The sequence below is a fragment of the Serratia grimesii genome (assembly GCF_900186025.1).
In the GTDB taxonomy this organism is placed as follows: Bacteria; Pseudomonadota; Gammaproteobacteria; order Enterobacterales; family Enterobacteriaceae; genus Serratia; species Serratia grimesii.
On sequence record NZ_LT883155.1, the window covers coordinates 169,180 to 181,003 of the forward strand.

9 protein-coding genes are annotated in these 11,824 nt (G+C 54.2%); 6 read left to right on the forward strand and 3 right to left on the reverse strand.

Annotated elements, in window-relative coordinates:
- The first annotated feature begins 11 nt into the window (after positions 1–11).
- Together dppD and dppF are read left to right on the forward strand one after the other, a co-directional pair.
- Positions 12–992, forward strand: a complete 981-nt coding sequence (gene dppD / locus SGBXF1_RS00755) for a dipeptide ABC transporter ATP-binding protein (protein WP_037422859.1) — start codon at positions 12–14, stop codon at positions 990–992.
- The gene (gene dppF, locus SGBXF1_RS00760) at positions 989–1,978 is read left to right on the forward strand and encodes a dipeptide ABC transporter ATP-binding subunit DppF (RefSeq protein WP_037422857.1); all 990 of its coding nucleotides are present in this window, start codon (positions 989–991) and stop codon (positions 1,976–1,978) included. Before dppD ends, dppF begins: the two co-directional genes overlap by 4 nt.
- Positions 1,979–2,315: 337 nt before the next feature.
- Here dppF and bcsG read toward each other — a convergent pair whose 3' ends face one another.
- The 3 genes from bcsG to bcsE are packed head-to-tail and all read right to left on the reverse strand — an operon-like array spanning position 2,316 to position 5,723.
- Positions 2,316–3,968: a cellulose biosynthesis protein BcsG gene (gene bcsG, locus SGBXF1_RS00765; RefSeq protein ID WP_186427683.1), complete on the reverse strand. Its 1,653-nt coding sequence runs from the start codon at positions 3,966–3,968 to the stop codon at positions 2,316–2,318.
- Positions 3,965–4,168, reverse strand: coding sequence for a cellulose biosynthesis protein BcsF (bcsF, locus tag SGBXF1_RS00770; protein WP_037422854.1), 204 nt, complete (start codon positions 4,166–4,168; stop codon positions 3,965–3,967). Before bcsF ends, bcsG begins: the two co-directional genes overlap by 4 nt.
- The gene (gene bcsE, locus SGBXF1_RS00775) at positions 4,155–5,723 is read right to left on the reverse strand and encodes a cellulose biosynthesis protein BcsE (protein WP_186427684.1); all 1,569 of its coding nucleotides are present in this window, start codon (positions 5,721–5,723) and stop codon (positions 4,155–4,157) included. Before bcsE ends, bcsF begins: the two co-directional genes overlap by 14 nt.
- Before the next feature lie 199 nt (positions 5,724–5,922).
- Here bcsE and bcsR point away from each other — a divergent pair, with 199 nt between their 5' ends.
- Genes bcsR through bcsB form a run of 4 tightly spaced genes read left to right on the forward strand, consistent with a single transcriptional unit; the run spans position 5,923 to position 11,820 of the window.
- Entirely contained in the window at positions 5,923–6,114 is a 192-nt protein-coding gene (gene bcsR / locus SGBXF1_RS00780; RefSeq protein WP_037422848.1) for a cellulose biosynthesis protein BcsR, read from the forward strand.
- Between the two features lie 3 nt (positions 6,115–6,117).
- Entirely contained in the window at positions 6,118–6,855 is a 738-nt protein-coding gene (gene bcsQ / locus SGBXF1_RS00785; RefSeq protein WP_037422845.1) for a cellulose biosynthesis protein BcsQ, read from the forward strand.
- Positions 6,852–9,455 (forward strand): UDP-forming cellulose synthase catalytic subunit, encoded by a 2,604-nt coding sequence (gene bcsA / locus SGBXF1_RS00790; protein ID WP_186427685.1) that lies wholly within the window; start codon positions 6,852–6,854, stop codon positions 9,453–9,455. The genes bcsQ and bcsA overlap by 4 nt, the downstream gene beginning before the upstream one ends.
- A 55-nt stretch (positions 9,456–9,510) precedes the next feature.
- Positions 9,511–11,820, forward strand: a complete 2,310-nt coding sequence (bcsB, locus tag SGBXF1_RS00795) for a cellulose biosynthesis cyclic di-GMP-binding regulatory protein BcsB (protein ID WP_037422839.1) — start codon at positions 9,511–9,513, stop codon at positions 11,818–11,820.
- Positions 11,821–11,824: the final 4 nt, after the last annotated feature.

An 11,824-nucleotide genomic window follows, 5' to 3' on the forward strand; every position in this document is an offset into this window, starting at 1 on the left:
GGACGAGAGAGATGGCGTTATTAAATGTAGACAAGCTTTCGGTACACTTCGGTGACGAAGGCACCCCTTTCCGCGCGGTAGACCGTATCAGTTACAGCGTGGAACAGGGTCAGGTGGTGGGGATTGTCGGTGAATCCGGCTCCGGCAAATCCGTCAGCTCGCTGGCGATTATGGGCCTGATCGATTTCCCTGGCAAAGTGATGGCTGAAAAGCTGGAGTTTAACGGCCAGGATCTACGCAAAATTTCTGAAAAAGAGCGCCGCCAACTGGTGGGCTCGGAAGTGGCGATGATCTTCCAGGATCCGATGACCAGCCTGAACCCGTGTTACACCGTCGGTTTCCAGATTATGGAAGCGTTAAAGGTGCATCAGGGCGGTAATCGTCGCACCCGTCGTCAACGGGCTATCGACCTGCTTACGCAGGTGGGCATTCCCGACCCAGCCTCGCGGCTGGATGTGTATCCGCATCAGCTTTCTGGTGGCATGAGTCAGCGTGTGATGATCGCCATGGCGATTGCCTGTCGACCGAAGCTGCTGATTGCTGATGAACCCACCACAGCACTCGACGTGACCATCCAGGCGCAAATTATCGAACTGTTGCTGGAGTTGCAGCAGCGCGAGAATATGGCGTTATTGCTGATTACCCACGATTTGGCTCTGGTATCAGAAGCTGCACACCACATCATCGTGATGTATGCCGGACAGGTGGTGGAATCCGGGAAAGCATCGGAAATATTCCGTGCGCCGCGCCACCCTTATACCCAGGCGCTGCTGCGTGCGCTGCCGGAATTCGCCGCCGATAAGGCCCGCCTGGCTTCGTTGCCAGGCGTGGTACCGGGCAAATATGACCGCCCAAGTGGCTGTTTGCTCAACCCGCGTTGCCCGTACGCCAATGAGCGTTGTCGCGTTGAAGAGCCGGAATTGCGCACTATTCCCGGCCGTCAGGTTAAATGTCACACACCGCTGGATGATGCGGGGAGGCCGACCGTATGAGCCAGAATCAACCCTTATTACAGGCGATTGACCTGAAGAAACACTACCCGGTCAAGAAGGGGATATTCGCCCCGGAACGGCTGGTTAAAGCACTGGATGGCGTCTCTTTCACCCTTGAGCGTGGCAAAACGCTGGCGGTGGTGGGTGAGTCCGGCTGTGGTAAGTCAACACTGGGTCGCCTGCTGACGATGATTGAAGTGCCTACGGGTGGTGAGCTGTACTACCAGGGACAGGATCTGCTGAAGCCGGATGTGACAGCCGAGAAGCTGCGACGACAGAAGATCCAAATTGTGTTCCAGAATCCTTATGGATCGCTCAACCCACGTAAAAAGGTCGGGCAGATCCTCGAGGAGCCGTTGCAGATCAACACCGGGCTGAGCAGTGCGGAGCGTCGTGAGAAAGCGCTGGAAATGATGGCCAAGGTTGGACTGAAAACCGAGCATTACGATCGCTATCCACACATGTTTTCTGGCGGCCAACGGCAGCGTATTGCGATCGCGCGTGGGTTGATGCTTAACCCTGATGTAGTGATTGCCGATGAGCCTGTTTCCGCTCTGGATGTGTCGGTGCGTGCGCAGGTGCTGAACCTGATGATGGACCTGCAACAGGAACTTGGGCTGTCCTATGTGTTCATCTCACATGATTTATCGGTGGTGGAACACATTGCCGACGAAGTGATGGTGATGTATCTCGGCCGTTGCGTGGAGAAGGGCAGTAAAGACGCCATTTTCAACAACCCGCGTCATCCGTATACCCAGGCGTTGCTCTCTGCGACACCGCGTTTGAATCCGGATATGCGCCGTGAGCGCATCAAGCTGACCGGTGAGCTCCCTAGCCCGATGAATCCGCCACCCGGTTGCGCTTTCAACGCCCGGTGCCGTCGTGCTTTCGGGCCATGCACTCAACTGCAACCTCAATTGAAGCAATACGGTGAACAGATGGTGGCTTGCTTTGCGGTCGATCAGGATGAAAATCCTGCGGCATAATGCTGTTATCACTGAGTATTTATTTAAATACCGGCATTTATGCCGGTATTTTTTTGATTGAATGTATCACTTAATTAATTAGGTTTCTGATTGAATATTTTATCTTTATTAATTTAGCTTATTTCCCTTAACGATTTCCTTACGAATAATTGCTGATATTCAGAATCTTCGCAGAGTCATAATTAACAAATGGATTTGATTTGGTGTCGTGTTTTCTTTTTTGTTAAGACTGAAAGAGAATACCTGATGTTAATGCGGCGCTACTCATTGTTCTTCATGAATTAATACCCTTAAAAAAAAGCACGCCCGAAGGCGTGCCTGTGCGTCCTGTATTAAGTCACTGTGGGTAAGGCACCCAATCGCCGCCGTTCAATCGTATATACGGCTTACCCTGGTATTGCATCACGATAGCGTTGTCATTTTCCGAAATGACCGCAGTCTGCGGCAAGTTCTGCGTCAGTGCCTGCCAGTCCACACTCGGTGCCGTGAATGCTTTGCCATCGACCAAGCGAGAGACCAGTTCTGACAGGGCCAGATAGCTGCTTGGGGTTTTGATCTGCAGAGGACTCCCCTGATGTGGGGCTTTCATCCCAACCAGCTTGATACCTACAGGCGTGTGGGTAATGTTCGGACTTGGTATATCACGCAAACCGGACATCTGCATTTTGTCACCTACCAGCGCCGCGCCGTGTTCCGGCACAATCACAACCATCACTTTGCGACCGGATTTCTCCAGTTGTTCAAGGAAGGTGTTCAACTGATCAAACAGCTTTTGCGCTCGAGGTTGATAGTCTGCACTCTTGTTAGAGCCAACGAAGCGGTTGCCATCATGTAACGGAATGATGTTGAAGAAGGTGGCACTGCGGGCATCACCGGCCTTCTGTTGCTGATCCAGCCAGCGGTTGAGTAAATCCAGATCGTTGTATATCGGTTCGCCGTCAAAGGAGGCGAGCTCATTGCTGATACCGGCCTGTGACATCAGTGGCGCCTGCATATCACCCTGCTCACGCAGTTCTTTCAGGAAGTTACCAAACACGCCGGAGTGATCCAGCATTAGCTGTTCTTTAAAACCAAGCTTGGCAAGATTATCAAATAGATAGCATTGCTGATTAACCGGCTGATACAGGTCGTGGTGCGAAAGCTGTCCACAACTGGCACGCAACAGGCGTATCGCGGCCGGGCCGCTGTAGGCGGTCGCCGAGTTGAAGTTGTCGAACATGATGTCCATCTTCGACCACAGCGGATGGTTTTGCAGATTCACCGCATCCATATCGGCCCAGGCCAGCGAACAGATATTGATGACCAGCAGGTCAAACGGCTGGGCATCGGCAGGCAGCGTCGCTGGGAAAGCGGTGGCGCGGGCTTTTTCCTTGTCGTAAAACTGATTCAGGTAGGCCGTCAGATTCGCACTGGTTGGCGGCGCACTGTCTGCTGGTGCGCTGTTTCCCCCGGCCGCCGGAGCTGTCGTCGCCGGTGTGCTGCTGGTGGATGCGGTGATGCTGGCTGGGAGCAGCGACACTGCCGGCCCGGCGATGTTAACCAGGTTGAGCCACACCAGTGCAGCGACGGTGAATACGGTGACGCGCACCCATTGGGCCAGGAACAAATAGGCAATCAGCATCACAAAGGCGGCGCCGACCATCTGCCAGTTGATAAAGCGGTTTGTCAGTTCCAGCAGATATTGGGCACTGAAGCCGGTCAACTGCGAACCTTGACTCATAATGCTGTTGATACCGGGTAGCCAGGTATCGTGATAGAACAGCGCGAGGCCTATCGGGATCGCCACGTAATGACGCCAACGGTGCAGGCGCAGCGCCGGTATCGGCATCAGCAGGAATGCCATGAACACCAGGTTCGATAACGGGTGGAAGTTCAGGTAACCGAACCACAGCAGGCCAAATTTGGCCAGGAAGTAGTAGTTCCAGCCGCCCAGTCCACGCCAGTAGCGCCACAGGGAGTTATCGGATAGCGGGTTGTTTGTTGGCTTCATGGCTGTTTCTTACGCTTAATCTGAGATGAAGAACCTTCGCGTACCCATAACCCGACGGATTTTAAATAACGCGGTGATAACAACAGGTTTTGCCAGTATTGACGCCAGTGAGGGAAACGCCGGTGAAAGGCATAACCCAACGGAATAAAAACGATCGCACACAGGATAATCAACTGCATAATATCGTTAAGATTCAGCATGCTTTCTCTCCTGTATGCCGCTAGCCAGCGTGAATGGCACCGGTTGTCGACGCTCCTGTGGGCTGTCTGCGACAGCGGCAGCGTGGCGCGGCGTAGCCGGTGCGGTCATGGTGGCTAACGGAATATTGGCGTTGTGCGCCATCCGTTTGATTTCTGAAAGAATATCTACATCCTGATGCCATACGACCCGATTACTGAACGCCTCGTCCACCGGCAGCCGGAAGATAAATTTCAACGCAGTATCCAGATCGTTAATCCGACAGGTGGAGAGAAACAGCACCAACCGGCCCTGTACCACGGTCATTACGTCACCGAAACGGCGCAGATGACAGAGGGTCATCGCCTGTTCGGCGCGTAACCCCGGCGCTGGACGTAGTGCAACCATCACGCCTTTACCGTCTTCTGGCAGCAAGGTGTTACCCATCAGCGAAACCACGGCCTGGCTAAAGTCATCTGGACGCATGTAGCCTTTCAGTTGCAATGGACGTAACCCGGCTAACAGAGCATCAATGTCTGCTGGGACATGGCGAGAAAAGCGTTGACCCTGAATACCCTCAAGCATGGTTAAAAAACGCGACAGCGGCGCCACGTGCGGCACAATCAGGTTGGCTCCGCAGGCCAAGAGCAGACGCTCGTCGCTGTAACGCAGGCTGGCACTCATCTCACGTACCACGATCTTCAAGCCGTTACCGCGTTGACGGCGCAAGCTGTGAATTTGATGCGCGAGCGCATCGATTTCATCACTCTGGTACAGCGCAAAGATCAGTGTAGCCGAGAGTGTCAGCATGCCGTGTTGTGCCAGTAATGCATTGCTTTCCAGCAGTTGCCAGTTGGCGGACAGTGGGGGAGCGCCTTCAAGAATGCTCTGTTGAGCAAGATAACGGCCTTCATCGCTGCGGATAGAGGTTGGGGAAGGTTTGTTGCTGTCATCGTCCCCCTGCCAGCCGTGTTCGCCGGCATAGAGTGTCAGTAGTTGGTTGGCATTGATGCCGTTTTCGGTACTCCACCAATTCACCAGATACTGTGCGCTATCTTGTTGCCACTGCAGGCTGGACAGGCCGTTGAGAATACGGTGCTGTGCGCTGAGCTGCCCTTTGAGCTTATTGACGCCCCCTCCGTGGCTGAGGATCAGCAGCGTGCAGCCTTGCTGACGTAGCCAAATGGCCGTGGCACGCGTCCAGCTCCGCAACTCTTCGCTGGTGAAGGTTTGCCACAGGCTGGCATGGGCTAACAGGATTAATAAGCGGTTTTGCGGTTTTAAGGCGCGCATCAGGTCATCACTGAAATGTGTCAGCGCGGCTTTTTTTTCCGGTAACTGGTACAGCGGAATTTTTTTCAGGGCGGGGGAGGCAAGCTCAGCCAACAGTCTGTCGGGTTTTTCTCCGCTGCAAATCAATGCCACCTGGCTGGTTACAGCCTGGGCAGCTAAGATTTGTTGGCAGAGCAAACTGGCATCGGTTTGACGATCGACATTTACCCAATAAAACCCCGGGGCCTGCATTACAGACAGTTCTTCCCAAATCTGTCGAATACCTAATGAGAAAGATTGCGCCATAGGATATGTTTCTACTTTCGTTGAAAGTGTCGCCGCGGCTAACTGAATGTCGCTATTCAGTCATAGTGTCATTGGGATCAATAATAACAAATCTAACAAACTGTGTAATAATATCTGTTAGGAATCATCTTATTGGCCATGTCTTTTTTTTACGTTGCTATAGTTAATTAACATTAGCCTATTTTTTAAAGGCGGCAGAATGAATAATCAATTAACGCGCTTTCATGCAGTGGCACCGCCGGAAACTCAGGATGATTTGCTGGCTCTCAGTCATGCCTTTTCTTTACCAAAATTAAGTTATGTTGATATTTCGCGTCAGGAGCGTTTAACGCAAATGATGACGCGCTGGCCCTTGCTTGCTGAATTAGTGCAAACAACGGGGAGCCGCTAGTTTATGCCAGTGATTGCACTGCAGGGTTTGCGAGGCGGAATGGGGACGACGTCGGTCACCGCGGCGCTCGCATGGGCATTACAGCAACTGGGCGAATCGGTGCTGGCCATTGATTTCACAACGGATAATTTACTGCGCCTGCATTTTAATACACCGTTCGAGTTAGCGCGTGGCTGGGCCCGGGCTGAGCAGGACGGTGGGCAATGGCAACAAGGCGCAATGCGCTATTGTGAAAACCTCGACTTTCTTCCCTTTGGCCGGTTAACGGCGGTGGAACGGTTAGATTTGCAAAGGCATTGCCAGCAACATCCCAAACGCTGGCAAGAGAATTTGGCGCAGATTACTGCCAACGCCCAATACAACTGGATCCTGTTGGATCTTCCGACAGATGATGAGGTGTTGGCTCAACAGGCATTGACGGTGGCGGACAGTGTATTCATGTTGATTGCCCCGGACGCCAACTGCCAGGTTCGTCTGCATCAACAGGCCCTGCCGGAAGGTTGCCATTTCCTGATTAATCATTACTTTGCCGCCAGTCTGCTACAGCAGGATTTGCACCAACTGTGGCTGCAAACACTGGGCGGGTTGTTGCCGGTGGTAATTCACCGCGATGAGGCGATGGCTGAAGCGCTGGCAGTGAAGCAGCCGCTGGGTGAGTATCGGCCGGAAAGCCTGGCTGCCGATGAGGTGCTGACCCTGGCTAACTGGTGCTTGATCAACCTGAAGGATAGGGTGCCATGAGCCGGGTGATGAGCCTGCTACTGGTACCGCCTGTCCACCATGCGGTACAGGCGCGATATCGTGCCTACCGCCGCCATGGGGCATCGGCGTTTACCGCTTTTTTCACCACGTTATTGGTGGCGTTGAGCTGGGTTTTTCTGCGTTTGGAATCCCCCGGTTGGCAGCGCTTGCGGGCAGGGCGTACCTATTGGTTCCCGCATCTGTCTCCTAGCCGCCCACGACCGGCAGATGCGTTACGTTATCTGGTGCAAGGCTTGTGGTTGTTGGTATTCCGTACAGACCGTGCGCAGAGAGAACACAACCATTTCGCCAGCTGGCAGCGCTTGCAGCTACGCTATGCCAATTGGTTGAAAACTATTCCACAACGGTTAGAAAGCGCTGGGCTGGAACAACGCTCGGTGGCACGTTTGGGGCGGATGAACCGGCGCATGCGTCGTGTACTGTTTATCATTATTGGCATATGTGCGGCGCTCCTCGCTATTTTGTGTATTTCGCAGCCGTTTGACCTGCCAGCGCAGTTTGTGTTTGTGGTGCTGCTGTGGGCGATCGCCATGGTGGTGCGCCGGGTGCCTGGGCGCTTGCCGGGACTGATGTTGATTGTGTTGTCGCTGACTGTGTCTTGCCGCTATTTATGGTGGCGCTATACCGCCACGCTGAATTGGGATGATCCACTCAGTCTGACCTGCGGCTTGCTGTTGCTGGTGGCAGAAACCTATGCCTGGGTGGTACTGGTATTGGGGTATTTCCAAACGGTTTGGCCGCTTAATCGTCAGCCGGTGCCAATGCCCGCGGATAGCTCTACCTGGCCGACAATCGATCTGCTGGTACCGACCTATAACGAAGACCTCGGGGTGGTGAAACCCACCATTTATGCTGCGCTGGGCATCGATTGGCCGAAAGAAAAAGTCACCATCTACATCCTCGATGACGGCAACCGGCCAGAGTTTAAAGCGTTCGCCGAAGAAGTAGGCGTGAAGTACATCGCCCGTCCCACCCATGAACACGCCAAGGCCGGTAATATCAATAACGCGTTAAAGCAGGCCACAGGCGAATTTGTGGCGATTTTTGACTGCGACCACGTGCCGACACGCTCGTTCCTGCAATTGACAATGGGGTGGTTCTTTAAAGACAAGAAACTGGCGATGCTGCAGACGCCACATCACTTCTTCTCGCCAGACCCGTTTGAACGTAACCTCGGGCGTTTCCGACAAACACCGAACGAAGGCACGCTGTTCTATGGCCTGGTGCAAGACGGTAACGATATGTGGGATGCGACCTTCTTCTGCGGTTCCTGTGCGATTCTGCGCCGGAGTGCGCTGGATGAAATCGGTGGTATTGCGGTGGAAACCGTTACTGAAGATGCCCACACGTCACTGCGCTTGCATCGCCGCGGGCACACTTCGGCCTATATCCGCATTCCGCAGGCGGCCGGGTTGGCGACAGAAAGTCTGTCGGCACACATTGGCCAACGTATTCGCTGGGCACGTGGCATGGTGCAAATCTTCCGGCTTGATAACCCCCTGCTCGGCAAAGGGCTGAAGTTGGCTCAGCGCCTGTGTTATGCCAACGCCATGCTGCACTTCTTGTCCGGTATTCCGCGACTGATTTTCCTTACAGCGCCTTTGGCCTTCCTGTTACTGCATGCCTATATCATCTTTGCTCCGGCACTGGCGATCGCGCTGTATGTACTGCCGCATATGATCCACGCCAGCCTGACTAACTCACGCATTCAGGGGAAATACCGCCACTCCTTCTGGAGTGAGATCTACGAAACGGTACTGGCTTGGTACATCGCCCGACCGACCACGGTGGCGTTGTTCAATCCGCACAAGGGCAAATTCAACGTTACAGCGAAAGGTGGATTGGTGGAGGAAGAGCATGTCGACTGGGTGATCACCCGGCCCTATATGTTCCTGGTGATATTAAATCTGGCTGGATTGGCTTTTGGTGTCTGGCGCTTGGGCTATGGCCCAGCGGATGAGGTCATGACGGTGATCATCAGCCTGGTGTGGGTACTTTACAACATGACTATCCTCGGTGGTGCGGTGGCGGTGGCTGTCGAGGCCAAGCAGGTGCGCCAAGCGCACCGGGTGGAGATTGCCATGCCGGCCGCGATCGCGCGTGCCGATGGGCATTTATTCCCCTGCACGTTGCGCGATTATTCCGACGGTGGGGTAGGGATTGAGATGCGCGTCGCGGATGCGCTGAAAGACGGTGACAAGGTGTCGCTGTTACTCAAGCGTGGCCAGCAAGAATACAGCTTCCCGTGTGTTGTTACGCGTGCCTTTGGTAGCAAGGTGGGGATCCGTATGGTTGGCCTCAGCACCCGCGAACATATTGATTTTATTCAGTGTACCTTTGCCCGTGCCGATACCTGGGCGCTGTGGCAGGACGGGTTCCCTGAAGATAAACCGATCGAAAGCCTGCGAGACGTTCTGGCGTTGGGCTTCCGGGGTTACGTACGTATGGCGGATTACGCACCGCCGATGGTGCGCCGCCTGCTGGTTGGGTTCACGACGTTGATCGCGTGGATAGTGTCCTTTATCCCGCACAGTGTCGGCAGGACTCCGATCTTCAGCCAAAAAGAGACAGTGGTATAGGCAAACCGCCCGTTCACTTGCCTGGTGATCAGGCTCTAACATTGATGATGATACGATGACGAGAAAAATAACCTGGTTTACCGCCCTGGCCTTAGGCATCAGCACCTTGTCTCAGGCTGAAACTGCCACTGCACCGACCGTGGCTGCACAACCGCCGATGACGGTACCCGTCGACGCGTCGGTGACGACCCCGATGGGAACGGGTGCGCCACAGGATCCGAATGCGCCGGTTCGTGACGTACAATTGCCGTTTGCCAATATTGCCCCACCGCCCGGTACCTTTACCCTGCGTGGTACCCGGCCTGATGGTCAGGTTGAATTTGGCGTGCGCAGCGATGAGGTGGTGTCGCAGGCGATGCTCGATCTGGAGTTCACCCCGTCACCGTCGTTGATTCCGGTGGAGTCGCACGTCAAGGTGTACCTCAACGATGAACTGATGGGCGTGACGACCATTGCCAAAGAGCAACTCGGCAAACCGAATCGCATCCAGATGCCGATTGATCCCCGCTATATCACCGATTTTAACCGTGTAAGGTTAGTTTTCGTCGGTCATTATCAGAATATTTGTGAAAACCCGGCTAGTACAACGCTGTGGCTTGAAATCAGTAAATCCAGCTCCTTGAACCTGCGCTATCAGACCTTGCCGGTGAAAAACGAATTATCGCATTTCCCTGAACCCTTCTTCGACAGCCGCGACAACCGGCCGTTGACGTTGCCAGTGGTGTTTGCGGGTCAGCCAGATATTGCCCAACAACGTGCTGCGGGCATTCTGGCCTCGTGGTTTGGCAGCAAAGCGCAGTGGCGTGGCCAGTCGTTCCCGGTGCTGTATAACAAGCTGCCAGAACAGCATGCCATCGTCTTCGCCACCAATAAGCAACGTCCGGATTTCTTGCGCGACTATCCACCGGTCAATGGGCCTACGGTGGAAATGATCAGCCATCCAGACAACCCGTACATCAAACTGTTGTTGGTGCAGGGGCGTGATGACAACGATTTGATCACTGCAGTGAAAGGTATTGCGCAGGGCAACATTCTGTTCCGTGGCCAGAACGTCACGGTCGATAAGGTCGAACAACTGGCGCCGCGCCAGCCTTACGATGCACCTAACTGGGTGCGTACCGATCGACCTATGACCTTTGCAGAGCTGCAACAGTATGCAGAACAATTGCAGACCAGTGGCATCGAGCCGGGCCCGATCTCGCTAACCATGAATTTACCACCGGATCTGTTCCTGATCCGCAGTACCGGCATTGATATGCATTTGAAGTACCGCTACACCGCACCGCGTATTCAGGACGGTTCGCGCCTGAGCGTCAGCTTAAACAACCAGTTTGTGCAGGCATATTCATTAGTCCCTGAACACGAACAGGGTACCCAGTTGCTGCGTTTGCCGCTGACTCAAGGGCTGATCGACTCGGACAAGAATGTCAATATACCGGCACTGCGCCTGGGTGCGACTAACCAACTGCGTTTCGACTTTGACTACACTACGCTGCTGGCCAGTGGCGCGGAAGGGCGTTGTGAAACTTACTCCTTTACCGCTAACCATGCGGTGATCGACGGTGCATCAACCATTGATTTCTCCGGTTACCGCCACTTTATGGCGATGCCGGATCTACGTGCCTTCGCGAATGCCGGTTTCCCTTTCAGCCGTTTGGCTGATTTGTCGCAAACACTGGTGCTGGTGAACAAACAGCCACAGCCGCCACAGGTCAGTGCCTTGCTGAACGCACTGGGTATTATTGGCGCCCAGACCGGTTATCCGGCGCTGGCGGTGACGCTGAGTGACGATTGGTCCCAGGCGAAAGATCGGGATGCCGATATTCTGATGATCGGTACCATTCCGCCAGAGCTGCGGGATGACAAAAAAATCAACCTGCTCGTGGACGCCACTCAGAGTTGGGTGAAGCAGCCGACACGTCAGTTACCGTTACCGACGATGGACGTATTGGCGGAGGACACTAAGCCGGACAGCAAAACCACCATCAGTTCAGAAGGTGCAATGTCGGCGATTATCGGGGTGCAATCACCGTTTAACGACCAACGCAGCATTGTCGCGTTACTGGCTGACAGTCCGCGTGGCTACGATCTACTGAACAATGCATTGCTGGACAGTGGCAAGCGTGCAGCAGTGTTTGGGTCGGTGGCGGTGATCCGTGAATCTGGCGTAAACAGCCTGCGAGTGGGCGATGTTTATTATGTCGGCCATCTGCCGTGGTGGGAACGCATCTGGCATGCCTTGTCGACTCATCCGGTGTGGCTTGCTGTGATCGCGGTTGTGGTAGTGGTCATTCTGGCGTTGATGCTGTGGCGTGGCTTGAGAATCTTCAGCCGTCGTCGCCTGTCGCCTGAAGACCGGGATTAATTAC

Coding starts and splice junctions, on each gene's coding strand:
- dppF (WP_037422857.1), top strand. CDS start 989: ATGAGCCAGAATCAACCCTTATTACAGGCGATTGACCTGAAGAAACAC.
- bcsE (WP_186427684.1), bottom strand. CDS start 5,723: ATGGCGCAATCTTTCTCATTAGGTATTCGACAGATTTGGGAAGAACTG.
- bcsA (WP_186427685.1), top strand. CDS start 6,852: ATGAGCCGGGTGATGAGCCTGCTACTGGTACCGCCTGTCCACCATGCG.
- dppD (WP_037422859.1), top strand. CDS start 12: ATGGCGTTATTAAATGTAGACAAGCTTTCGGTACACTTCGGTGACGAA.
- bcsB (WP_037422839.1), top strand. CDS start 9,511: ATGACGAGAAAAATAACCTGGTTTACCGCCCTGGCCTTAGGCATCAGC.
- bcsQ (WP_037422845.1), top strand. CDS start 6,118: ATGCCAGTGATTGCACTGCAGGGTTTGCGAGGCGGAATGGGGACGACG.
- bcsR (WP_037422848.1), top strand. CDS start 5,923: ATGAATAATCAATTAACGCGCTTTCATGCAGTGGCACCGCCGGAAACT.
- bcsF (WP_037422854.1), bottom strand. CDS start 4,168: ATGCTGAATCTTAACGATATTATGCAGTTGATTATCCTGTGTGCGATC.
- bcsG (WP_186427683.1), bottom strand. CDS start 3,968: ATGAAGCCAACAAACAACCCGCTATCCGATAACTCCCTGTGGCGCTAC.